At 65.4% G+C, this 23478-nt stretch carries 26 protein-coding genes; 11 read left to right on the plus strand and 15 right to left on the minus strand.

What is annotated here, in order from left to right:
- Positions 1-31 precede the first annotated feature (31 nt).
- Entirely contained in the window at positions 32-1468 is a 1437-nt protein-coding gene (locus tag K2L43_RS13635) for a coniferyl aldehyde dehydrogenase (protein ID WP_220637777.1), read from the minus strand.
- A gap of 115 nt (positions 1469-1583) precedes the next feature.
- Here K2L43_RS13635 and K2L43_RS13640 point away from each other — a divergent pair, with 115 nt between their 5' ends.
- The gene (locus tag K2L43_RS13640) at positions 1584-1988 is read left to right on the plus strand and encodes a GFA family protein (protein ID WP_220637778.1); all 405 of its coding nucleotides are present in this window, start codon (positions 1584-1586) and stop codon (positions 1986-1988) included.
- A gap of 83 nt (positions 1989-2071) precedes the next feature.
- On the opposite strand, the gene K2L43_RS13645 is transcribed toward K2L43_RS13640, so the two are convergent.
- The 3 genes from K2L43_RS13645 to moaE all read right to left on the minus strand — a co-directional run bounded on the left by K2L43_RS13645 (position 2072) and on the right by moaE (position 5590).
- Positions 2072-2377: a hypothetical protein gene (locus K2L43_RS13645; protein WP_047349461.1), complete on the minus strand. Its 306-nt coding sequence runs from the start codon at positions 2375-2377 to the stop codon at positions 2072-2074.
- Positions 2378-2441: 64 nt separating this feature from the next.
- Complete coding sequence (clpB, locus tag K2L43_RS13650; RefSeq protein ID WP_220637779.1) at positions 2442-5045, minus strand: ATP-dependent chaperone ClpB; 2604 nt, start codon at positions 5043-5045, stop codon at positions 2442-2444.
- Positions 5046-5113: 68 nt separating this feature from the next.
- Entirely contained in the window at positions 5114-5590 is a 477-nt protein-coding gene (gene moaE, locus K2L43_RS13655; RefSeq protein WP_220637780.1) for a molybdopterin synthase catalytic subunit MoaE, read from the minus strand.
- A gap of 66 nt (positions 5591-5656) precedes the next feature.
- On the opposite strand from moaE, the gene K2L43_RS13660 reads away from it, so the two are divergent.
- The 3 genes from K2L43_RS13660 (at position 5657) to K2L43_RS13670 (ending at position 6570) form a co-directional block, all read left to right on the plus strand.
- Complete coding sequence (locus K2L43_RS13660) at positions 5657-5911, plus strand: hypothetical protein (RefSeq protein ID WP_047349459.1); 255 nt, start codon at positions 5657-5659, stop codon at positions 5909-5911.
- 110 nt (positions 5912-6021) lie between these two features.
- A complete protein-coding gene (locus K2L43_RS13665; RefSeq protein WP_015913920.1) occupies positions 6022-6162 on the plus strand; it encodes a DUF3149 domain-containing protein in 141 nt (46 codons plus the stop codon).
- 78 nt (positions 6163-6240) lie between these two features.
- On the plus strand, positions 6241-6570 hold the full coding sequence (locus K2L43_RS13670; protein ID WP_011806322.1) for a hypothetical protein: 330 nt from the start codon (positions 6241-6243) through the stop codon (positions 6568-6570).
- Positions 6571-6576: 6 nt separating this feature from the next.
- On the opposite strand, the gene moaD is transcribed toward K2L43_RS13670, so the two are convergent.
- From moaD to K2L43_RS13700, 6 genes are all read right to left on the minus strand, one after another.
- Complete coding sequence (gene moaD / locus K2L43_RS13675; RefSeq protein ID WP_011806323.1) at positions 6577-6840, minus strand: molybdopterin converting factor subunit 1; 264 nt, start codon at positions 6838-6840, stop codon at positions 6577-6579.
- Complete coding sequence (gene glp / locus K2L43_RS13680) at positions 6837-8081, minus strand: gephyrin-like molybdotransferase Glp (protein WP_220637781.1); 1245 nt, start codon at positions 8079-8081, stop codon at positions 6837-6839. Before glp ends, moaD begins: the two co-directional genes overlap by 4 nt.
- A complete protein-coding gene (gene mobB / locus K2L43_RS13685; protein WP_015913922.1) occupies positions 8078-8629 on the minus strand; it encodes a molybdopterin-guanine dinucleotide biosynthesis protein B in 552 nt (183 codons plus the stop codon). The genes glp and mobB overlap by 4 nt, the downstream gene beginning before the upstream one ends.
- A gap of 79 nt (positions 8630-8708) precedes the next feature.
- On the minus strand, positions 8709-10139 hold the full coding sequence (thrC, locus tag K2L43_RS13690) for a threonine synthase (RefSeq protein WP_220637782.1): 1431 nt from the start codon (positions 10137-10139) through the stop codon (positions 8709-8711).
- Positions 10140-10154: 15 nt separating this feature from the next.
- Complete coding sequence (locus K2L43_RS13695) at positions 10155-11516, minus strand: homoserine dehydrogenase (RefSeq protein ID WP_220637783.1); 1362 nt, start codon at positions 11514-11516, stop codon at positions 10155-10157.
- A 70-nt stretch (positions 11517-11586) separates the two neighbouring features.
- Positions 11587-12819, minus strand: a complete 1233-nt coding sequence (locus K2L43_RS13700; protein WP_011806328.1) for a pyridoxal phosphate-dependent aminotransferase — start codon at positions 12817-12819, stop codon at positions 11587-11589.
- Between the two features lie 152 nt (positions 12820-12971).
- Here K2L43_RS13700 and K2L43_RS13705 point away from each other — a divergent pair, with 152 nt between their 5' ends.
- The 4 genes from K2L43_RS13705 (at position 12972) to K2L43_RS13720 (ending at position 16284) form a co-directional block, all read left to right on the plus strand.
- Positions 12972-13346, plus strand: coding sequence for an Mth938-like domain-containing protein (locus K2L43_RS13705; protein WP_015913925.1), 375 nt, complete (start codon positions 12972-12974; stop codon positions 13344-13346).
- 165 nt (positions 13347-13511) lie between these two features.
- Positions 13512-14000: a peroxiredoxin gene (locus tag K2L43_RS13710; RefSeq protein ID WP_011806330.1), complete on the plus strand. Its 489-nt coding sequence runs from the start codon at positions 13512-13514 to the stop codon at positions 13998-14000.
- A gap of 155 nt (positions 14001-14155) precedes the next feature.
- The gene (locus K2L43_RS13715) at positions 14156-15919 is read left to right on the plus strand and encodes a PhoH family protein (protein WP_172207900.1); all 1764 of its coding nucleotides are present in this window, start codon (positions 14156-14158) and stop codon (positions 15917-15919) included.
- Positions 15919-16284, plus strand: a complete 366-nt coding sequence (locus K2L43_RS13720) for a hypothetical protein (protein WP_015913927.1) — start codon at positions 15919-15921, stop codon at positions 16282-16284. Before K2L43_RS13715 ends, K2L43_RS13720 begins: the two co-directional genes overlap by 1 nt.
- Before the next feature lie 71 nt (positions 16285-16355).
- Here K2L43_RS13720 and dnaB read toward each other — a convergent pair whose 3' ends face one another.
- From dnaB to rpsF, 5 genes are all read right to left on the minus strand, one after another.
- Positions 16356-17774: a replicative DNA helicase gene (dnaB, locus tag K2L43_RS13725; RefSeq protein ID WP_011806333.1), complete on the minus strand. Its 1419-nt coding sequence runs from the start codon at positions 17772-17774 to the stop codon at positions 16356-16358.
- A 182-nt stretch (positions 17775-17956) separates the two neighbouring features.
- Entirely contained in the window at positions 17957-18409 is a 453-nt protein-coding gene (rplI, locus tag K2L43_RS13730; protein ID WP_011806334.1) for a 50S ribosomal protein L9, read from the minus strand.
- A 14-nt stretch (positions 18410-18423) separates the two neighbouring features.
- Positions 18424-18705, minus strand: coding sequence for a 30S ribosomal protein S18 (gene rpsR / locus K2L43_RS13735; protein WP_011806335.1), 282 nt, complete (start codon positions 18703-18705; stop codon positions 18424-18426).
- Positions 18706-18723: 18 nt separating this feature from the next.
- On the minus strand, positions 18724-19014 hold the full coding sequence (gene priB / locus K2L43_RS13740) for a primosomal replication protein N (RefSeq protein WP_047349450.1): 291 nt from the start codon (positions 19012-19014) through the stop codon (positions 18724-18726).
- A 25-nt stretch (positions 19015-19039) separates the two neighbouring features.
- Complete coding sequence (gene rpsF, locus K2L43_RS13745; protein WP_011806337.1) at positions 19040-19417, minus strand: 30S ribosomal protein S6; 378 nt, start codon at positions 19415-19417, stop codon at positions 19040-19042.
- 239 nt (positions 19418-19656) lie between these two features.
- Between rpsF and grpE the strand changes: the two genes are divergently transcribed.
- The 3 genes from grpE to dnaJ all read left to right on the plus strand — a co-directional run bounded on the left by grpE (position 19657) and on the right by dnaJ (position 23447).
- The gene (grpE, locus tag K2L43_RS13750) at positions 19657-20193 is read left to right on the plus strand and encodes a nucleotide exchange factor GrpE (RefSeq protein ID WP_011806338.1); all 537 of its coding nucleotides are present in this window, start codon (positions 19657-19659) and stop codon (positions 20191-20193) included.
- Between the two features lie 87 nt (positions 20194-20280).
- Entirely contained in the window at positions 20281-22221 is a 1941-nt protein-coding gene (dnaK, locus tag K2L43_RS13755; RefSeq protein WP_220637784.1) for a molecular chaperone DnaK, read from the plus strand.
- 95 nt (positions 22222-22316) lie between these two features.
- Complete coding sequence (dnaJ, locus tag K2L43_RS13760; RefSeq protein WP_011806340.1) at positions 22317-23447, plus strand: molecular chaperone DnaJ; 1131 nt, start codon at positions 22317-22319, stop codon at positions 23445-23447.
- Positions 23448-23478 lie beyond the last annotated feature (31 nt).

Consider the following 23478-nt stretch of genomic DNA (forward strand, 5'->3'; position numbering starts at 1 on the left):
GGCATAGCGCGCATGCCACGGCCACGCCGCGCTACATCAGGCGGCGCAGCAGCGCCATCACCTGGTCGAAACGCGCGCCATAGGGCGGGTATAGCAAGTGTCCCAGCGACCAGCGCGACTGCGCCAGCACTGACTTCTGATGGCAAAAGCGCAGAAAGCCCGCCTCGCCATGGTAGGCGCCCCAGCCGCTGTCACCCACGCCGCCAAAAGGCAGCGCGTCGTGCGCGATGTGCATCAGCGTGTCGTTCACCGAGACGCCGCCGCTCACGGTGCGCCGCAGCACATCGTCGCGCACCGCCTCGCTGCGCCCGAACCAATACAGCGCCAACGGACGCGGGTGGGCGTTGATGTGGGCAATGGCATCGTCCAGGCGCTCGTAGCTGAGCACGGGCAGCACGGGCCCGAAGATCTCTTCCTGCATGAGCTGCATGTTCGGGCTGGCACCGAACACCAGCGTTGGCGCCATCTGCCGCCCCACCCCGTCGCCGATACCCGGAGGCGGTGGCGGGGGTGCGCCCGGCACGGGTTGCAGCACGTGTACCTCCGCCCCGTGCGTCTGGGCCTGCTGCAGCATGGTGCGCAGCCGCGCGAGGTGGCGCGTGCTGATGATGGAGGCGTAGTCCGGGTTGCCCTCGAAGTACGGAAACAGCCGCGCCACCGCCACGCGGAACGCCTCGGCAAAGGCCGCCTCGTTGCCACGCGGCAGCAGCACGTAGTCGGGTGCGATGCAGGTCTGGCCCGCGTTGAGCAGCTTGCCATGGGCGATCTTGAGCGCGGCCTCCTGCATGTCGCAGTCCGCATCGATGATGCACGGCGACTTGCCGCCCAGCTCCAGCGTGGTCGGCGTGAGATTGGCCGCCGCCGCCTGCGCTACCTTGCGCCCCACGGCGGTGGAGCCGGTGAACACCAGATGGTCGAACGGCAGCGATGCCACGAGCGCGGCCGTGGCCGCGTCGCCCTGCACCACGCAGAACTCTTCGGGCGCGAAGAACTGTGCCACCAGCGCGGCCAGTTGGGCCGACGTGTGGGGCGTGAGCTCACTCGGCTTGAGCATCACCCGGTTGCCCGCGGCCAGCGCACCAATGGCCGGCCCCAGCGCCAGCTGCACCGGGTAGTTCCACGGCGAGATGATGCCCACCACGCCCAGCGGCTGGCGCTCTATCCAGCCGCGTGCGGGCTGCAGGAACAGCGGCGTGCGCACCCTGGTGCGCCGACTCCAGCGCGCCAGATGCCTGAGCGTATGCCCCAGTTCCGCGCGCAGCACGAAGAGGTCGGCCACCTCCGTCAGGCGCTGCGAGCGCATGCCAAAGTCCGCCTGCACCGCCGCCGCCAGCACCGGCCCATGTTCGTCCAGCATCTTGGACAGCCGCAGCAAGCGCTCTCGACGCACCATCAAGGGCACATCGGGGTGGGCGCGGCTGGCTTGGCGCTGGAGGTCGAACAGGTGGCGGATGTCATCAGGGCTCATGCCGTGCATGATAGGGCTCGCCACCCCACCGCCAGACCGAGCCGCGCGTGACATTGTGTTGCTGCCCTGCCCCCGTAAGATGCGCCCCTGCCCTTCCGCTTGAAAGGAACACGAGATGAACGGTCATTGTCTTTGCGGCGCAGTCCACTTCACGTCCCCCGTGGCCAAGGAAATCGGCGCCTGCCATTGCGGCTTCTGCCGCCGCTGGGGTGGCGGGCCGCTGCTGGCCGTGCATTGCGGGCCGGAGGTGGAGTTCACGGGTGAGGAGCATATCGGCGTGTATGCGTCCTCTGATTGGGCACAGCGGGCCTTCTGCACGCGCTGCGGAACACACCTGTACTACAAGTTGCTGGCGACGGGCGAATATTTCATTCCCGCCGGGGCCTTCGAGACGCAGGACTTCGAACTGGCCAGCCAGATCTACATCGACAAGAAGCCCGCGTACTACGCCTTCGCGAACCAGATGCCGACGCTCACCGAGCAACAGGTGATCGCGCAATACGGGCCGCCCAACGGCTGAATGCACGGGGTGGAGAGTGTTATAGCCTTTTAAGCCTCCAGCGCTCATCCAGCAAGCGCCAGCAGCTCATTTTTCAATAGCAATCAATGCACTTCGCGCGGCACGACGTCGGTGACGTCCGTGCTGCGCTGCGGGGCATGCGCCGTCGGGCCGGGCGCCGTCCAGCGCGCCGTGCTGCGGTACACGGTGCTCCACCCCTCGCGCGGGTTCATGCGCATCGCCCAGGGCATGACCGGGCGGCCCGTGAGGCGCGCCCACACGGCGCGTGCGCCCCACACGAGTGCCAGAACGGCGGCCGCGGCCAGCAGACTCAGGAAAAAAAGTGCACCCATGGCGACGACCACGAGCTGCAACGTCCACCGGATCGCGCCGGCCACAATGTCGTTCAAACCATGCCCCTTTCTGGCAGATGAGGGCGCGGGAAAGGCCCGCGCCCTCGTTCAATGGTAGACCTCACCCCGCGGGGCGGGCCTCGCCGAAGTGGAATACCCCTGGGTCTGTCACAGGATCGACATCCACCGGAATCACGCTCTTGGGCGGGTAGCGCCCCTCCAGCAGCAGCTTGGACAGCGGGTTCTCGATGCGCTGCTGGATGGCCCGCTTGAGCGGACGCGCCCCGAACACCGGATCGAACCCCACCTTGGCCAGTTCGCCCATCGCGGCCGGCGACACCTGCAGGGCCAGGTCCATTTTGGCCAGCCGCGACTCCAGCAGACGCAACTGAATGCGTGCAATCGCTTCGATGTGCTTGGCATCCAAGCCGTGGAACACCACCGTTTCGTCGATGCGGTTGAGGAATTCGGGTCGGAAATGGCCCTTGAGTTCCCCCCACACGGCTTCCTTGATGTCCTCGGCATCCTGGCCCACCATGGCCTGGATCAGGTGCGAGCCAATGTTGCTGGTCATCACGATCACCGTGTTCTTGAAGTCCACGGTGCGCCCCTGGCCATCGGTCAGGCGGCCGTCGTCCAGCACCTGAAGCAGCACGTTGAACACGTCGGGGTGTGCCTTTTCCACCTCATCCAGCAGCAGCACGCTGTAGGGCTTGCGGCGCACAGCCTCGGTCAGGTAGCCGCCCTCTTCATAGCCCACATAGCCGGGAGGCGCGCCAATCAAGCGCGCGACGCTATGCTTTTCCATGAACTCGCTCATGTCGATGCGCACCAGATGCTCTTCACTGTCGAAGAGAAACCCGGCCAGCGCCTTGCACAGCTCGGTCTTGCCCACGCCCGTGGGCCCCAGGAACAGGAAGCTGCCCAGCGGCCGGTTGGGGTCCGACAGGCCCGAGCGCGAGCGGCGGATGGCGTTGGCCACGGCGGAGATCGCCTCGTCCTGGCCCACCACGCGCTCGTGCAGCTTTTCCTCCATGTGCAGCAGCTTGTCCTTCTCGCCCTGCATCATCTTGGCCACGGGAATGCCGGTGGCGCGGCTGACCACCTCGGCGATTTCCTCGGCACCCACCTGGGTGCGCAGCAGCTTGTGCTTGGTGCCGGTCCCGCCGGCCTCGCTGTCCTGCGCTTCCTTCAGGCGCTTTTCCAGCTCGGGCAGCGTGCCGTACTGCAGCTCGGCGACCTTGTTGAAGTCGCCCTTGCGCTTCAAGTCGTCGATCTGCGTGCGGATGGCATCGATGTCCTTGCGGATCTGTTCGGAGCCCTGCGCGCTGGCCTTCTCGGCTTTCCAGACCTCTTCCAGATCGGCGTACTCGCGCTCCACATTGCCCAACTCTTCCTCGATGAGCTGCAGGCGTTTTTGCGAGGCCTCATCGGTCTCCTTCTTCATCGCCTCGCGCTCGATCTTGAGCTGGATCATGCGCCGCTCGAGCTTGTCCATCGACTCGGGCTTGGAGTCGATCTCGATCTTGATCTTGGCCGCGGCCTCGTCGATCAGGTCGATGGCCTTGTCGGGCAGAAAGCGGTCGGTGATGTAGCGGTGCGACAGCTCGGCCGCGGCCACGATGGCCGGGTCGGTGATGTCCACGCCGTGGTGCGCCTCGTAGCGCACCTGCAGGCCGCGCAGGATGGCGATGGTGTCTTCTACGCTGGGCTCGTCCACCAGCACCTTCTGAAAGCGCCGCTCCAGCGCCGCATCCTTCTCGATGTACTTGCGGTACTCGTCCAGCGTGGTCGCGCCGATGCAGTGCAGCTCGCCGCGCGCCAGTGCGGGTTTCAGCATGTTGCCCGCGTCCATGGCGCCTTCGGCCTTGCCGGCGCCGACCATGGTGTGGATCTCGTCGATGAAGAGGATGATGCGGCCTTCCTCGTGCGCCACTTCTTTCAGCACGGACTTCAGACGCTCCTCGAACTCGCCGCGGTACTTGGCACCCGCCAGCAGGCCGGCCATGTCCAGCACCAGCACGCGCTTGTTCTTCAGCGTCTCGGGCACCTCGCCCTCGACGATGCGCTGGGCCAGCCCCTCGACGATGGCGGTCTTGCCCACGCCGGGCTCGCCGATCAGCACGGGGTTGTTCTTGCTGCGCCGCTGCAGCACCTGGATGACGCGGCGGATCTCGTCGTCGCGGCCGATCACCGGGTCCAGCTTGCCCTGGCGGGCGCGCTCGGTCAGGTCCAGCGTGTATTTCTTCAGCGCCTCGCGCTGGCCCTCGGCTTCGGCGCTGTCCACCTTCTGGCCGCCACGCACGGCGTCGATGGCCGCCTCCAGGCTCTTGCGGGTCACGCCGTTGTCCTTGGCCAGCTGCGCGGCCTCGCCCTTGCTGTCGACCAGCGCCAGCAAAAACAATTCGCTGGCGATGAACTGGTCGCCGCGCTTGATGGCCTCCTTCTCGGTGGCCTGCAGCACACGGCCCAGCTCGGGGCTGCCCTGCACCTGGTCCTGGCCCTGCACCTGGGGCAGGCGCTTGACGGCGGCCTCGGCCGCGGCCAGCAGGCCCGGCACATTGGCGCCGGCACGCTGCAGCAGCGCGCGCGGGCCTTCATCCTGGCGCAGCATGGCCACCAGCATGTGCACGGGCTCTATGTAGGCGTTGTCATGTCCCAGGGCCAGCGACTGTGCATCAGACAGCGCTTCTTGGAACTTCGTGGTGAATTTATCGAGACGCATGTGAAACCTCCAACTTGTCACTAGCTAGGGCTCCGGGGCCTCGATTTCAAGCCGCCGGACGATAAAAGTCAGCCCACCTGGGGCGGCGCGGCGATGCCCCAGCGCGCCAGCGCCGCATCGTCGCTCACGCGCGCATCCACCCAGCGCGCACCATCTGGCGTCTGCTCCTTCTTCCAGAACGGCGCCTGGGTCTTGAGGTAGTCCATGACGAACTCGCAGGCCTGAAAGCTCTCGCCGCGGTGCGCCGAGGTCACGGCCACCATCACGATCTGGTCCAAGGGCGCGAGCAGCCCCACGCGGTGGATCACGCGCACGCCATAGAGGTCAAAACGTGCAAACGCCGCATCCACCATGGCATCGATGGATTTCTCGGTCATGCCCGGGTAGTGCTCCAGCTCCATGGAGGCCACGCTGTCCCCTTCGTTGCGGTCGCGCACCGTGCCCACGAAGCAGCACACCGCCCCCACGCGCGCGTCCCGCGCACGCAGCGCCGCCAGCTCGGTGGAAACGTCGAAGTCATGGGTCTGGATGGAAACGCGGTGCATGGCAGTGGTCAGCGGCAGAATTGCGGGATTGACGGCACTTTAACGCCCACCCCACACTTGCACACCATGGCCCTGCAGACTATCACCACCGACGACTACCTGCTCTACCCCTCGCCGCGCAATGCGCACCGTGTGGTGTTTGAGTTCCAGACTTTCGTGCCCCACCCCTATGCCTTGGTCGATCTGCCCAGCTTCGACCTGGCGGGCCGCTACAGCCTGTTCTCCGCCCACCGCAAGGCTGACGCGAAGATGGGCCAGCTCGTGACCTTCGAGCTGGAAGGCGACCAGCAGCGCTTTGAGCGCCTGTTCGTGCCTGATTGAAGGTACTTGACGACAATAGTGGGGTATACCCGGATTTTTGACTTGTCTCAAAGGGGCTTCCGCCGGGCTGCGCTGCAATGGCTCCATCACATAACGACGGAGGAAACGCCATGCAACTGCTCAAGCAACTCTTCACCACCGAGGTGGGCCTGTTCAGCGCCATAGGCATCGGTTTCATGCTGTGCATGGGGGGCTTCTTCGTCTGGCTGTTCACGCGCAACGATGCGCCCCCGGCACAGCAAAAGCGCTGATCCGCTCCAGACCCGCGCGGGCGCCGTCTCCGGCAAGAGCGGCGCCTGTGTTTTTGCGCCGTGCCAGACAATAGGCAGATGCACGACGACAACCAGATCCTGGTCCCGCCCTCCTTCATCGCGCTGTACAGCGACACACGCGCACGCCTGCAGGCGCCTGCCGCCGAGGTGCGGGCGCGCTACGAGTGGTGCGAGGACCTGGCCTGCCACTTGGTGGAACAGGCGCAGCAGCTGTACCACGGCGGTGCGCGGTCGGAAGAAGGGGTGCTGCTGGGCATCCACGCCGGCCTGGCCGGTCCGGACGCGGGCGTGACCCCGGCCGAGGCGCGCTGGATCACGCTGCGCCTGGCCGAGTTGCTGGGGTGGCGCAGCCCCGAGCTGCCCGCCCTGGCGGTGCAGCAGCCTTGAACGCCGTCAGCCGCCCGTGACGGGCGGAAAGAACGCCGCCTCGGCGCCTGCCGCCAGCGGCGTGGCGTCATGCGCCATGGTCTGGTCGAGGGCCACGCGCACGGCGCGCCCGCGCGAGAGGCAGGTGGCCCAGGGCTCGCCACGGGCGATGAGTTCATCGCGCAAGGCGCCCAGCGTGGTGGCGCCGGTCTGCACCGTCTCCTGCCCCATGCCCACGGCCTCGCGGATGGAGGCGAAGTAACGCACCGTGATCGTGAAGGGCGTGGTCATGACAGCAACTCCGCAAATGGCAGGAAGCGCACGGTGTCGCCGCGCGCAATGGTCTGGCCGGCGGGGTTGTCCACCACGCCGTCCGCCCAGGCGGCCGAGGTAAGCACGCCCGAGCTTTGGTTGGGAAACAGCTCCAGCGTGCCATCGGCGCACTGGCGCACGCGCAGGAATTCACGGCGTTTATCGGCCCGGGGCCAGTCGAATCCAGCCGTAGCAGCTATCGCTTTAGGAGCAACATCACGCACGCCCTGCAGGCGCAACAGGAAGGGGCGCACCAGCAGGCCGAAAGTGACAAAGCTGGACACGGGGTTGCCCGGCAGGCCCATGAAGTGTGCACTGCCGCCCGCGTGGGGAATCTGGCCGTAGGCGAAGGGCTTGCCCGGCTTCATGGCGATCTGCCAGAGCTGCAGCGTGCCCAAGCGCTCCACCGCCGGCTTGATGTGGTCTTCCTCGCCCACACTCACGCCGCCGCTGGTCAGGATCAGGTCATGTCCCTGGGCAGCCTCGCGCAGCGCGGCCACGGTGGCCTCGCGCCGGTCGGGCACGATGCCTAAGTCGCTCACCTCGCAGCCCAGGCGCAGCAGCATGGCGCGCAGGAAGAAACGGTTGCTGTTGTAGATGGCGCCGGGCTTCATCTGCGCGGGCGGCACATCACCCGGCATGACGAGTTCGTCGCCCGTGGAAAAAAGCGCCACGCGGGGCCGGCGCGCCACCTGCAGGGTGCCCAAGCCGATACTGGCAGCCAGGCCCAGCTCTGCGGGAGTGAGGCGCGTGCCAGCGGCCAGCACCTCAGCACCCCGGGTGATGTCCTCGCCCGCGCGCCGAATCCACTGCCCCTGGGCCGGTACGGCATTCACGCGCACGCGATCCCCGTCGAGCGCCTCGCAGTCTTCCTGCATCACGATGGCATCGGCCCCCTCGGGCACCGGCGCGCCCGTGAAGATGCGCGCCGCCGTCCCCGCCGCCAGCGGCACGCCGAAGGCGCCCGCGGGAATACGCTGCGCCACCGGCAACTCCACCCCCGCTGCCGGCACGTCGGCGCAGCGCACGGCGTAGCCGTCCATCGAGCTGTTGTCGTTGGGCGGCACCTGCAGCGGCGAGGTGGCGGCCTGCGCGAGCACGCGACCGTCGGCGTCGAAGGTGTTGACGGTGTCGGTGCCTGCCAGCGGGGCGGCCTGCGCCAGCAGTTCGGCCAGGGCTTCGTCCAGTGGCTTGAGGGGTGCACGCGCTTGGGGTTTCATTCGCAGGCCTCCGCCCGGTCGGGCACATAGTCAAAACGCGCGCCCTGAGCCAGCAGCCATTGCACCACGGCGTGAGGGTCGTCCAGGTTGAGCACCGGCAGCGCGGTGGGCACCGGCGGCAGCGGCGCGTCGGTGGCCACGGCGACGATGCAGGGATCGTGCGGATAGAGAGCGGGCCGTTCGCGGTAATCGGGTGATGCGGCGCGCCAGATCTCGATCTTGGGCAGGTCGCTTTCCTTGAAGCCTTCCACCAGCACCCAGTCCACGCGCGGATCCAGCTCCGCCAGCAGTTCGTGCACGCTGGGCGTGTGCTCCTGCTCGAATTCGCGCATCAGCGCCATGCGCCGGTCGGAGGCCACGGCCACTTCGTAGGCGCCGGCCTCGCGGTGGCGCCAGGTGTCCTTGCCCACATGGTCGATGTCGAACTTGTGGTGCGCATGCTTGACCACCGACACGCGCAGGCCATGCAGGCGCAGTTCGGGAATCAGCTGCTCCACCAGCGTGGTCTTGCCGCTGCCTGAATAGCCGGCAAAGCCAACCACCTTCATCCCGCCACTCCTTCAGTTTCACTCATCTATTAATAGCTACCAGCGCTTGATGGATAAGCGCCATAGGCCGATTTGATCCCTAATCGCAATGGGCTGCGATATAGGCCTTGACCTGCTCGGCATCGGCCGCCAGCACCTGCAGGCGCTTGGGCAATTGCTCGATGCCCTCGAACCTGGCCGGGCGCTCGGGTGCGCGGCCCAGGGCTTCCTGGATGGTTTCGGCAAACTTGATGGGCAGGGCCGTCTCCAGCACGATCATGGGCACGGCGGGATCGCCACGGTGCTCGCGCGCCACCTTCACGCCGTCGGCGGTGTGGGTATCGATGATCTGGCCGAAGCGCTCGTACGTGTCGCGGATGGTGGCCAGGCGGTCGGCGTGCGTGCTCTTGCCGCTCTCGAAGCCGTACTTGGCGCGTGCGTCTCGGAACGCGGGGTCGCTCCCCAGGTCGAAGAAGCCCTGTTTGGCCACGCCCTCGGCGAACAGCTGGCGCGTGCGCTCCGCATTGCGCCCCAGCAGGTCGAACACGAAACGCTCGAAGTTGCTGGCCTTGCTGATGTCCATGCTGGGGCTGCTGGTCTCGTGCGTGTCGGCCGCGCCGCGCACGCGGTAGGCGCCGGTGCGGAAGAACTCGTCGAGCACGTCGTTTTCGTTGGTGGCAACGATCAGGCGGTCGATCGGCAGGCCCATCTGGCGCGCCACGTGGCCGGCGCAGATGTTGCCGAAGTTGCCGCTGGGCACGGTGAAGCTGACCTTCTGGCCGTTCGTCTCCGTCGCCTGGATGTAGCCCGCGAAGTAGTACACCACCTGCGCCAGCAGGCGCGCCCAGTTGATCGAGTTGACGGTGCCGATCTTGTATTGGGCCTTGAAAGCGTGGTCGTTGCTCACCGCCTTGACGATGTCCTGGCAGTCGTCGAATACGCCTTCGATGGCCAGGTTGTGGATGTTCGCGTCCTGCAGGCTGAACATCTGCGCTTGCTGGAACGGGCTCATGCGACCGTGCGGGCTGGTCATGAACACGCGCACGCCCTGCTTGCCGCGCATGGCGTACTCGGCCGCGCTGCCGGTGTCGCCGCTGGTGGCGCCCAGGATGTTGAGCTGCTCGCCACGGCGGGCCAGTTCGTACTCGAACAGGTTGCCCAGCAGTTGCATGGCCATGTCCTTGAAGGCCAGCGTGGGGCCGTTGGACAGGGCCTCGATCCACAGGCCGTCTTCCAGGTGGCGCAGCGGCACGATCTCGCCCGTGCCGAACACTTCGGCGGTGTACGTCTTCTCGCACAGGCGCTTCAGGTCCGCGGGCGGGATGTCGTCGATGTACAGCGACAGGATGCGGAAGGCCAGCTCGGCATAGCCTTGCGTGTGATAGGCGGTACGCAGCGCGGTCAGCTCGGCGTCGCTGATCTGCGGGTAACGCTCGGGCAGGTACAGGCCGCCGTCGGGCGCCAGGCCTTCGAGCAGGATGTCGCAGAAATGCTTGCGGTCCGCGTGGCCGCGGGTGGACAGGTACAGCATGGCGTGCAGCCCCTCTTAGTTGTTGAGCTCTTCCTTGCGGATGCGCGTGATGCTGGCCAGCACCGTGGGCAGGCCCTGGATTTGGGCGAGCGCGGCGTCCATGTCGCCCTCGCGCGTGTCATGCGTGAGGATGATCAGGTCGGTCTGCGTACTGCCTTCGCCGCCCACTTCGTCGGCCTCGCGCTGCAGCACGGCGTCGATGCTGATGCCCGCGCCGGCCAGGATGCCGGTGATCTTGGCCAAAACGCCGGCCTCGTCGGCCACGCGGATGCGCAGGTAGTAGCTGGTGACCACGTCGGCCATGGGCAGCACGGGCAGCTCCTGCCCCGCCTCGCGCAGCGTGTGGCTCTGGAAGGCCAGCGGCGGCACGCGGTGCGCGGGGTCGGCCTCGATCAGGCGGGTGATGTCCACCAGGTCGGCGATCACGGCGCTGGCGGTGGGCTCGCTGCCCGCGCCCTTGCCGTAGTACAGCGTGGTGCCCACGGCGTCCCCGTGCACCACCACGGCGTTCATCGCGCCTTCGACATTGGCGATCAGGCGCTTGGCCGGCACCAGCGCGGGGTGTACGCGCAGCTCCACGCCATCGGGCGTGCGCTTGGTCGCGTCGCCCTGGCGGCGCTTGGCGATCCCCAGCAGCTTGATGCGGTAGCCCAGTTGCTCGGCATAGCGGATGTCGACGGCGGACAACTTGGTGATGCCCTCCACGTAGGCCTTGTCGAACTGCACCGGAATGCCGAAGGCGATGGCGCTCATGATGGTGGCCTTGTGCGCGGCGTCCACGCCCTCGATGTCGAAGGTGGGGTCGGCCTCGGCGTAGCCCAACGCTTGCGCTTCCTTGAGCACCACGTCGAAGTCCAGGCCCTTGTCGCGCATCTCGGACAGGATGAAGTTGGTGGTGCCGTTGATGATGCCGGCCACCCACTGGATCTGGTTGGCCGCCAGGCCTTCGCGCAGCGCCTTGATGATCGGGATGCCGCCGGCCACCGCCGCCTCGTAGGCGACCACCACACCCTTCTCGGCCGCGGCCTTGAAGATCTCCGTGCCGTGCACGGCCAGCAGGGCCTTGTTGGCCGTCACCACATGCTTGCCGGCGGCGATCGCCTCCAGCACCAGCTGCTTGGCGATGCCGTAGCCGCCGATCAGCTCGACCACGATGTCGATCTCAGGGTTGGCGATCACTTCGCGCGCATCGACCACCACGCGGGCGTTCTCGCCCACGATGGAACGTGCGCGGGCGGTGTCCAGGTCGGCCACACAAGCAATCTCGATGCCGCGGCCGGCGCGGCGGCGGATTTCTTCCTGGTTGCGCGACAGGACGTTGAACACGCCGCTGCCCACGGTGCCAATGCCCAGCAGGCCCACTTGGATCGGTTTCATATCAGGGTTACCCGTCAAAAAAGGCCCCAGCGCCCTATTGACGGGCGCCAGCAGCTATCAAAAATGAAGTTCACGCCGCCTTGGCGTGGCGCTGCCGGTAGGCGGCCAGGAAGCCCGCCAGCCGGCCGATGGCCTCGCGCAGGTCGTCTTCGTGCGGCAGGAACACGATGCGAAAGTGCTGGTTGTCGGGGTAATTGAAGCCCGAGCCCTGCACCAGCATGACCCGCGTGGCGCGCAGCACTTCCATAAAGAACTGGCGGTCGTCCGCGATGGGGTACATCTCGGGGTCCAGGCGGGGGAACATGTACAGCGCCGCCTGCGGCTTGACGCAGGTGACGCCGGGGATGGCGGTGATCAGCTCGTAGGCCAGGTCGCGCTGGCGGCACAGGCGCCCGCCGGGTTTGACCAGGTCGTTGATGCTCTGGTAGCCGCCCAGCGCGGTCTGGATGGCCCACTGGCCCGGCACGTTGGAGCCGAGCTTGATGTTGGCCAGCATGTTGATGCCTTCGATGTAGTCGCGCGCGGCCGTCTTGTCGCCCGAGATCACCATCCACCCGGCGCGGTAGCCGCAGGAGCGGTAGGCCTTGGAGAGCGAGTTGAAGGTGAGCGTGACCACGTCGGTCGACAGGCTGGCCATGGCCGTGTGCTTGACACCGTCGTACAGCACCTTGTCGTACACCTCGTCGGCAAACAGCACCAGGTTGTGCTCGCGCGCGATCTGCACGATGCCCTTGAGCAATTCGTCCGAGTACAGCGCGCCCGTGGGGTTGTTGGGGTTGATGACCACAATGCCGCGCGTGCGCGGGGTGATCTTGGCGCGGATGTCCGTCAGGCTGGGCATCCAGCCGTTGTCTTCATCGCACAGGTAGTGCACAGGCCGACCGCCCGACAGGCTGGCCGCCGCCGTCCACAGCGGATAGTCGGGTGCGGGCACCAGCAGCTCGTCGCCGTCGTCGAGCAGCGCGTTGGTGGCCATGGTGATCAGGTCGCTCGCGCCGTTGCCCAGGTAAATATCGTCCAGCGTCACGCCGGCCACGCCCTGCTGCTGGCTGTAGTGCATCACGGCCTTGCGCGCCGCAAAGATGCCCTTGCTGTCCGAGTAGCCCGCCGAGTTGGGCAGGTTGCGGATCATGTCCTGCTGGATCTCCTCGGGCGCGTCAAAGCCGAACGGCGCCAGGTTGCCGATGTTCAGCTTGATGATCTTCTGGCCCTCGTCCTCCATCTGCTTGGCCGCGTCCACGATGGGGCCCCGGACATCGTAGAGAACATTGTTGAGCTTGGCGGATTTGCGGATGGGCTTCATGTGCGGGCAGGCGTGAGGAGAGGGGCACAAGTGGGGCTGCGGCCCCGCCGGGCGCAGGGCGCCTCGGTGAAACCTATAATTTGACCACAGTTCCACCCACGGCCCCGGCCGCCGCACAACCGCGCAGGGTGCGGGCAGCCTCCGCAACGCCCATGAAATTCCAGCCCGAACGCCCCGATACCCAGTCCATCACCGCCTACGGGCCGGACTGGATCGGCGTGGACGCCGATCGGGTGACCGAGAGCGTCATCATCGGTGCGCGCGGCCAGCGCATCGCCTGGAACTGCCGCCGCTTCGAGGACCTGACTGCCGCGCACTTCGCGCAACTCGCCGAACTGGACGCCGAGGTGGTGATCTTCGGCAGTGGCCTGCGCAACCGCTTTCCACCGCCCGCCTGGTTGCAGCCACTAATGGCGCGGCGTATCGGCCTGGAAACCATGGACACCCAGGCCGCCTGCCGGACCTACAACGTCCTGGCAGGCGAAGGGCGCAACGTGGTCGCAGCCCTGCTGTTGGAAACCGAGTAACGGCAGATTTCCCCTGTCGCCGTATCCGGGTGCCAGGGCGGCCGTTTCTCCTGGAGGGGGTTTCGGGGTAAAATAGCCTGTTGCGGTCGGGGGCACCACCCAAAAAAGAGTACACCCCCACTCCCCCGGCTTTTCTTCGACTAATTCGTGAGAGATAGAAGTGCCATGGCGATCGTTGTCAACAAACCCCTTCCTGAATTTGAAGCCAACGCGACTGGCGGAATCAAGGTTTCCAACGTCTCGCACCAGGGCCAGATTCTGATTCTGTATTTCTACCCGAAGGACAACACCCCGGGCTGCACCACCGAGGCCATGCAGTTCCGCGACAAATTCAAGGATTTCGAGAAGGCCGGTGCCGTGGTCTTCGGCGTGTCGCGCGACAACATGAAGTCGCATGACGACTTCAAGGAAAAGCTGGAGCTGCCCTTCGAGCTGATCGCCGACACCGAAGAGAAGATGTGCCACATGTTCGGCGTAGTGAAGAACAAGATCATGTACGGCAAGAAGGTCAAGGGCATCGAGCGCAGCACCTTCCTCGTCAATCCCGAAGGCATTCTGGTGCAGGAATGGCGCGGCCTGAAGGTACCCGGCCATGTGGACGAGGTATTGAAGGCCGTGAAGGCGATCAAAGCCCCTGTCAAGAAAGCCGCCTGAACACCTGACGGCTCTACCGTGGGCCGTCACGGGGAGCATGCATAATGGGTCAATGCTGCTGAGAAACGCAACACGCTCCCCGCAATCCAAAGCCGCCTCGGTCTCCTAGGCGGCTTTGTGCTTTTTGAACGTTACTTTCCTCAAGGCTCCCTGCAATGCCCCTGCCCCCCGCCCCGACCCAGCGCGCCGCCCTGCTCAAACCAGACGCCTATCGCATGACGGTTTTCGAGGATGACGAGGCCGCGGAGGCTTCCGCGGCCCCGCCCGCTACAGCGGCCGCTCCCACTCGCAAGCGCGCGGCCACCAAGACCAGCGCCGCCAAGAAAGCCGCCGCACCTGATACCGCCATCCCATCCGGTGCAGGCCGCTCGACCAAAGCAGGGGTATCTGCTGCACCCGCCCATTCGCGCGCACGCCCTGCGGATGAGGGCGCAGTGCGCATGAGGCCCCCCGTCACCGCAGTGCCCCCGGCTGCCGCGCCGCGCGCCGCACCGGACGCTGCACTGCGCAAGAAGCGTGCTGCCGGGCCGAAGAAAATGTTCGTGCTCGACACCAACGTGCTGCTGCACGATCCCACGAGCCTGTTCCGCTTCGAAGAACACGACATCTTCCTGCCAATGATCGTGCTGGAGGAACTCGACGGCCACAAGAAGGGCATGACCGAAGTGGCCCGCAACGGCCGCCAGGCCAGCCGTACGCTGGATGCGCTGGCGGCAGCGCATGGCAGCGCCGACATGGCCTTGGGCCTGCGCCTGGATTCCACGGGCCAGCGCGCCGCCGGCGGTTGCCTGTACTTCCAGACTGCCCCGCTGAACTACCAGTTGCCCTCCAGCCTGCCCCAGGGCAAGGCCGACAACCAGATCCTGGGCGTGGTGGAAGCGCTGCGCAAGCTGCATGCGCCGCGCGAGGTGGTGCTGGTGTCCAAGGACATCAACATGCGCGTGAAGGCGCGCGCCCTGGGCCTGGTCGCGGAGGATTACCAGAACGACAAGACGCTGGAAGACGGCGACCTGCTCTATTCGGGCAGCCTTGCGCTGCCAACGGACTTCTGGACCAAGGCCGGCAAGAACGTCGAAAGCTGGCAGAGCGGCGTGCACATGTACTACCGCATCAGCGGCCCCGTGGTGGCGCAGCTGATGATCAACCAGTTTGTGTATTTCGAGGCGCCGGGCGAGCCCAGCCTGTATGCGCGCGTGACCGAGATCCGGGACAAGACGGCGGTACTGGAGACGCTCAAGGACTATGGCTCGTCCAAGAATACGGTCTGGGGTGTGAACACCCGCAACCGCGAGCAGAACTTCGCCATGAACCTGCTCATGGACCCCGACGTGGACTTCGTGACGCTGACCGGCACGGCCGGCACCGGCAAAACGCTGATGGCGCTGGCCGCGGGCCTGACCCAGGTGCTGGACGAGCGCCGCTATACCGAGATCATCATGACCCGCGCCACGGTGAGCGTGGGCGAGGACATCGGCTTCCTGCCCGGTACGGAGGAAGAAAAGATGGGCCCCTGGATGGGCGCGCTGGACGACAACCTGGAATTTCTTGCCAAGGGCGACGGGGGCAATGCTGGCGAGTGGGGCCGCGCGGCCACCAATGAGCTGATCCGCAGCCGCATCAAGATCAAGAGCATGAACTTCATGCGCGGGCGTACCTTTCTGAACAAGTACGTCATCATCGACGAGGCGCAGAATCTGACGCCCAAGCAGATGAAGACGCTGGTCACCCGCGCGGGCCCCGGCACCAAAATCATCTGCATGGGCAACCTGGCACAGATCGACACGCCCTATCTCACGGAAGGCTCCTCCGGCCTGACCTATGCGGTGGACCGGTTCAAGGGCTGGCCGCACAGCGGGCATATCCTGCTCGCGCGCGGCGAGCGCTCGCGCCTGGCCGACTTCGCCAGCGAGGTACTCTGATGGCCGTGGGTTGGATGTCCGCGCTGAAGCTTGTGCCCTGGGGCGACGTGATCGAGGCCACGCCCCAGATCATGCAGGCCGCGCGCAAACTCATCAGCAACACGCGCAAAGCCCCGCCGCCCGAGGCGCCCGCGCAGCGGATCGACAGCACGCCCGATCAACTGGCGGTACTGCAAGCGCGGATGGCCCAGTTGGAGGAAGACCAGCGCGCGTCCGCCGCGCTGATCGAATCGCTGGCCGAGCAGAACGCCCAACTGGTGCGCGCAGTCGATGGGTTGCGCCGGCGCAGCCTGCACCTGCTGCTCGCCGTCTGCGGGCTCGGCGTATGCACGCTGGCGCTGCTCGCCTGGGCACTGTCGCGTTGAGACCGCTCAATCACTATTAAATAAATAGCTGCTAGCGCTTACTCAGTAAGCGCTAGAGCCATTTTTGAATCTTAATAGTAATCGTCACCTGCGCCCACCGCCAGGTTCTCAAAGCGCGTCTGGTTCTTCTGGAAGAACAGCTTCACCGTGCCCGTGGGGCCGTTACGCTGCTTGCCGATGATGACTTCGGCAATGTTCGGCTCCTTGGACTCCTTGTTGTAGTAGTCGTCGCGGTAGATGAACATGATGATGTCCGCGTCCTGTTCGATGGCGCCCGATTCGCGCAGGTCACTCATCATGGGACGCTTGTCGGTGCGCTGCTCCACCGAACGGTTGAGCTGCGACAGCGCGATCACCGGGCACTGCAGCTCCTTGGCCAGCATCTTCAGGCCCCGCGAGATCTCGCCCAGCTCAGTGGCGCGGTTGTCGGAGCTGTTGCTGCCCGAGCCGCTCATGAGCTGCAGATAGTCGACCACGATCAGGCCGAGCTTGCCGCACTGGCGCGCCAGGCGGCGCGCGTTGGCGCGCAGCTCGGATGGGGTCAGGCCCGGCGTCTCGTCGATGTGCAGGCTCACGGTGCGCAGCCGCTCGATGGCTTCGGTCAGGCGCGGCCACTCCTCGTCGCTGAGCTTGCCGGTGCGCAGGTTGCCCTGGTTCACGCGCCCGATCGAGCCCACGATACGCACCGCCAGTTGGGCGGCGCCCATTTCCATCGAGAAGATGGCCACCGGCAGGCCCTCGTTGAGCGCCACATGCTCGGCAATGTTCACGGCGAACGAGGTCTTGCCCATGGAAGGGCGCGCCGCGAGCACCACCAGGTCGCCTGCCTGCAGACCGCTGGTCATGCGGTCCAGGTCGGCGAAGCCCGTGGGCACGCCGGTCACGTCCATGGGGTTGTCGGCCATCTCCTGTACGCGGTCCAGCAGGTCGATCACGAGCGAGTCAAGCGACTGAAAGCCCTGCTTCATCCGCGAGCCCTCTTCGCCGATGGCGAAGATCTTCTGCTCAGCCTCGTCCAGGATGCGCTCCACCGGCCGGCCCTGGGGATTGAAGGCGTTGGTGGCGATGTCGTCGCTGGCGGTCACCAGCTTGCGCAGGATGGCGCGCTCGCGCACGATCTCTGCGTAGCGGCGGATGTTGCTGGCACTGGGCACGTACTGGGCCAGGCTGTTCAGATAGGCCAGCCCGCCGATCTCCTCGGCCTTGCCCATGCCCTGCAGATGCTCGTAGACCGTGATCACGTCCGCAGGCTTGCTGGCGTTGATCAGCGCGCCGATGGCGGCGTAGATCTGCTGGTGCTCGTGGCGGTAGAAATCGCCATCCACCAGCAGGTCACCCACGCGGTCCCACGCCATGTTGTCCAGCAACAGGCCGCCCAGCACGCTGGACTCTGCCTCGATGGAATGGGGCGGAACGCGCAACTGGGCCACCTCGCGATCCAGCGATGGGACGGCATAACCGTCAGGAAGGGTGGGCACAACGGCAGACATGGGACTCAGGGGCTTTCAGGAGGGCAAGCAGACGATGCTAGCGGGCGGTGCCACGCCCGTCATTGCACAACTCTGTGGATAAGGCGTGCAAAGGCAGTGGGCAGCAGGTGCACAGGTGCGGGTGAAAAAACAAAAGCCGCCCAAGGGCGGCTTTGTATGGCAGAGCCAGGGGTGCGAACCGATCAGGCCGTTTCGCCGTAGACGGACACGGTGACTTCAACGGCCACGTCGGTGTGCAGGGCCACCGTGACGGTGTTGTCGCCCACGACCTTGATCGGGCCGTTGGGCAGGCGGACTTGCGACTTCACCACGTTGTAGCCTTGCTTGTTCAGCTCTTCGGCGATGTCATGGTTGGTCACGGAGCCGAACAGACGGCCGTCCACGCCAGCCTTCTGCGTCAGCTTGACGGTGGTGCCGGCCAGCTTTTCGCCTTGTGCCTGGGCGGCAGCCAGCTTCTCGGCGGCGGCCTTTTCAAGTTCGGCGCGCTTGGCCTCGAACTCGGCCTTGGCGGCTTCGGTGGCGCGGCGGGCGCGGCCCGTAGGGATCAGGAAGTTGCGGGCGTAACCGTCCTTGACCTTGACGATCTCGCCGAGGTTACCGAGGTTCACGACCTTGTCGAGCAGGATGATTTGCATGGTAATCGTGCTCCTTAGATCTTGTGCTGGTCGCTGTAGGGCAACAGGGCCAGGAAGCGGGCGCGCTTGATGGCGGTGTTGAGCTGGCGCTGGTAGATCGCGCGCGTGCCGGTCAGGCGCGCGGGGATGATCTTGCCGTTCTCGGCGATGAAGTCACGCAGGGTGTCGACATCCTTGTAGTCGATTTCTTCGACGCCTGCGACCGTGAAGCGGCAGAAGCGCTTGCGCTTGAACAGCAGCGACTGGGTGTTGCGCTTCGGGCGCTTGTCCTTGTTGAATTTCTTGAACGTGGCCATTTTCGGACCTCTTGAAAATTAATCTTGTTGAATATCCTGGATGTGGAACACCAATCCCTTGCCGCTGCGCCCCGTGGCCAAGAAGCCCTGGAACCTCCAGACGCTTCCCAGTGCTTGCCGGGCCAGGCGCTCCGCAAGAGCGCCAAATGCGAGGGCTTTCACGCTGGCCTTGACCTGCCGATCCGCCCCGGCTTCCCGCTGGAGCGACTCGTGCTCGAGTCGTATATCCAGCGCCGGCAGGCCGGCGGGCGTGTAGCGCAGAGGCTGGACCTCGGCGATACAGGCTGTCAGGACCCAATGGTTGTTCACACCTCCTGGCTGACAGGCTGGTCGATCAGCGCTCGTTCGAAGCGGCAAACTCGGCCTGGCTGGCCTTGCGTGCTTCTTCGCGCTCGACGGTCTTCATCATGGAGGACGCGCCCGTTTCGGCCTTCTTCTTCTGCACCGTCAGGTGACGCAGCACGGCGTCGTTGAACTTGAAGGCGTGCTCGAGTTCGGCCATCACAGCCTGGTCGGCTTCGATGTTCAGGCACAGGTAGTGGGCCTTGGCCAGCTTGTTGATCAGGTAAGCCAGTTGACGGCGACCCCAATCTTCCACACGGTGCACCTGGCCGCCGCCGGCAACGATCATGCCCTTGTAGCGCTCCAGCATGGCCGGAACCTGTTCGCTCTGATCCGGATGGATCAACAAAATGATTTCGTAGTGACGCATGCAAACTCCTTTTGGATGACACCACCCGCCGCGTCGTGTAGCGGTGTGGCAAGGCAAAGCGCGAGATTATAGCAACGCGCGCTCACCTTGTACACTGCGCACCGTCCACACTCCTGCACGCGGCACGCCAAAGCCCCCGCGTTGCACGCAAAGAACGCCATTTGCACCATTCGCGCTTGAAAACCGCGGATGCGCCCCTAACTGGCGCGCACAAGCATTCCAATTCAACCCGAGTCGACATGTCCGAGAACCAGAATCCCCCTCCCTCTCCTGAAGAGATTGAAGCGGCGATGTCCGCCAATGCCGCCGACGAACTGAACCGCCTGCAGGGCGAACTGGCCGAGCTCAAAGCCAAGAGCGCCGACTTGGCCGATCAATTTTTGCGCGCCAAGGCCGAGGCCGAGAATGCCCGCCGGCGTGCGGAGGATGAGGTAGCCAAGGCCCGCAAGTTCGGCATTGAGAGCTTCGCCGAAAGCCTGCTGCCTGTCTGCGACAGCCTGGACGCCGCCCTGGCCATCGAGAACGCCACGGCCGAGCAACTGCGCGAGGGTTCGGACGCCACCCTGCGCCAACTGATGTCGGCGCTGGAGCGCAACAAGGTGGTCATCGTGAACCCCGAGGCCGGCACCAAGTTCGACCCGCACCAGCACCAGGCCATCAGCATGGTGCCCGCCGACCAGGAAGCCAACACCGTCGTGAGCGTGCTGCAAAAGGGCTATCTGATCTTTGACCGCGTCCTGCGCCCTGCGCTGGTCACGGTGGCCGCGCCCAAGTAAATAAATCTCAGCACCGCCGCTTGAAGACGGGCAAGTTATCCACAAGTTACTGGCTATCCAGCCATTTCAGACATCACGGAGAAAAACATGGGAAAAATCATCGGTATTGACCTGGGCACCACCAACAGCTGCGTGGCCATCATGGAAGGCAACAACACGCGCGTGATCGAGAACAGCGAAGGCGCGCGCACCACGCCGTCCATCGTCGCGTACCAGGAAGACGGCGAGATTCTGGTCGGCGCCTCGGCCAAGCGCCAGGCCGTGACCAACCCCAAGAACACGATCTACGCCGCCAAGCGCCTGATCGGCCGCAAGTTCGAGGAAAAGGAAGTGCAGAAGGACATCGACCTGATGCCCTTCACCATCACCCGCGCCGACAACGGCGATGCCTGGGTGGAAGTGCGCGGCCAGAAGCTGGCCCCCCCGCAGATCTCCGCGGAAGTGCTGCGCAAGATGAAGAAGACCGCCGAGGACTTCCTGGGCGAGCCGGTGACCGAGGCCGTGATCACGGTTCCCGCATACTTCAACGACGCTCAGCGCCAGGCCACCAAGGACGCCGGCCGTATCGCGGGCCTGGATGTGAAGCGCATCATCAATGAGCCTACCGCCGCCGCGCTGGCTTTCGGCCTGGACAAGCAGGACAAGGGCGACCGCAAGATCGCCGTGTATGACCTGGGTGGTGGCACGTTCGACGTGTCCATCATCGAGATCGCCGACGTCGATGGCGAAAAGCAGTTCGAAGTGCTGTCCACCAACGGCGACACTTTCCTGGGCGGCGAGGACTTCGACCAGCGCATCATCGACTACATCATCGGCGAGTTCAAAAAGGAACAGGGCGTGGACCTGTCCAAGGACGTGCTGGCCTTGCAGCGCCTGAAGGAAGCCGCCGAGAAGGCCAAGATCGAGCTGTCGAACTCCTCGCAGACCGACATCAACCTGCCCTACATCACGGCCGATGCCTCGGGTCCCAAGCACCTGAACATCAAGCTGACCCGCGCCAAGCTGGAATCGCTGGTAGAAGACCTGATTGAGCGCACCATCGCGCCCTGCCGCACGGCCATCAAGGACGCCGGCATCTCCGTGTCCGACATCGACGACGTGATCCTGGTCGGCGGCATGACCCGCATGCCCAAGGTGCAGGAAAAGGTCAAGGAATTCTTCGGCAAGGAACCCCGCAAGGACGTGAACCCCGACGAAGCCGTGGCCGTGGGCGCAGCCATCCAGGGCCAGGTGCTGTCGGGCGACCGCAAGGACGTGCTGCTGCTGGACGTGACGCCGCTGTCGCTGGGCATCGAGACCCTGGGCGGCGTGATGACCAAGATGATCACGAAGAACACCACGATCCCGACGAAGTTCGCGCAGACCTTCTCGACGGCCGAGGACAACCAGCCCGCCGTGACGATCAAGGTGTTCCAGGGCGAGCGCGAGATTGCCAGCGCCAACAAGCTGCTGGGCGAGTTCAACCTGGAAGGCATTCCCCCGGCGTCGCGCGGCACGCCCCAGATCGAAGTGACCTTTGACATCGACGCCAACGGCATCCTGCACGTGGGCGCCAAGGACAAGGGCACGGGCAAGGAGAACAAGATCACCATCAAGGCCAACTCCGGCCTGTCCGAGGACGAGATCCAGAAGATGGTGAAGGACGCCGAGCTCAACGCCGCCGACGACAAGAAGAAGCTGGAGCTGGTGCAGGCCCGCAACCAGGGTGAGGCCGCCGTGCACACCGTGACCAAGAGCCTGTCCGAGCACGGCGACAAGCTGGACGCCGGTGAGAAGGAAAAGATCGAGGCCGCCGTCAAGGACCTGGAAGCTGCCCTCAAGACCGAGGACAAGGCCGCCATCGACGAGAAGACCACCGCACTGATGGCTGCCAGCCAGAAGCTCGGCGAGAAGATGTACGGCGATGCGCAGGCCGCTCAAGGGGCCGAGGCTGCGGGTGCGCAAGCTGCCGCCAGTGGCTCCGCCGGCGCCGCCGCGCAGGACGACAACGTGGTGGATGCCGAGGTCAAGGAAGTCAAGAAGGGCTGATCGCGCCAGCGCATCCCGTGCCTAGCCGCCGCGTCGGGCCCCGCCAGCCGGGGTTCGCGCGGCGTTCGTGCTCCCAACCGGCCTGAAGATTGCCCATGTCCAAGAGAGATTTTTACGAGGTCCTTGGCGTTCCCAAGAACGCCTCGGACGATGAGATCAAGAAAGCCTATCGCAAGCTCGCGATGAAGTACCACCCTGACCGCAACCAGGGTGATGCTGCCAAGCCTGCCGAAGAGAAGTTCAAGGAGGCCAAGGAAGCCTACGAGATCCTGTCCGACGCACAGAAACGCGCCGCCTACGACCAGTACGGCCACGCGGGCGTAGACCCCAACATGCGTGGCGGCATGGGTGGCGCCGAGGGCTTTGGTGGCTTTGCCGAAGCCTTCGGAGACATCTTCGGCGACATGTTCGGCGGCGCGCGCGGGCGCGGCGGCCGGCAGGTGTACCGCGGCAACGACCTCTCCTACGCGATGGAAATCACGCTGGAGGAAGCCGCCAAGGGCAAGGAAGCGCAGATCCGCATTCCCAGTTGGGAAAGCTGCGAGACCTGCCACGGCAGCGGCGCCAAACCCGGCACCAGCGCCAAGACCTGCGGCACCTGCCAGGGCTCTGGCACGGTGCAGATGCGCCAGGGTTTCTTCAGCGTGCAGCAGACCTGCCCCCACTGCCGCGGCACGGGCAAGATCATTCCCGAGCCCTGCACGGCCTGCCACGGCCAGGGCCGGGTCAAGAAACAAAAGACGCTGGAGGTGAAGATCCCCGCCGGCATCGACGACGGCATGCGCATCCGCTCCACCGGCAACGGGGAACCGGGCACCAATGGCGGGCCGCCGGGCGACCTGTACATCGAGATCCGCATCAAGAAGCACGACATCTTCGAGCGCGACGGCGACGATCTGCACTGCCAGGTTCCGGTGAGCTTCATCACCGCGGCGCTGGGTGGAGAGATCGAGGTGCCCACGCTGCAGGGCAAGGCGGCCATCGATATCCCCGAAGGCACACAGGCCGGCAAACAGTTTCGCCTGAGGGGCAAGGGCATCAAGGGGGTGCGCTCCAGCTACCCCGGCGATCTGTACTGCCACATCATCGTGGAAACCCCGGTCAAGCTCACCGAGCACCAGCGCAAGCTGCTCAAGGAACTGGACGAGTCGCTCAAGAAGGGCGGTGCCAAGCATTCGCCGTCCACCGAGAGCTGGACCGACCGGCTCAAGAGCTTCTTCAGCTGACCCCCTGGACAAGGCCCGCGGACAGCGGGCC

This window comes from Diaphorobacter sp. MNS-0, from assembly GCF_019602835.1.
Classification (GTDB): Bacteria; Pseudomonadota; Gammaproteobacteria; order Burkholderiales; family Burkholderiaceae_C; genus Diaphorobacter; species Diaphorobacter nitroreducens.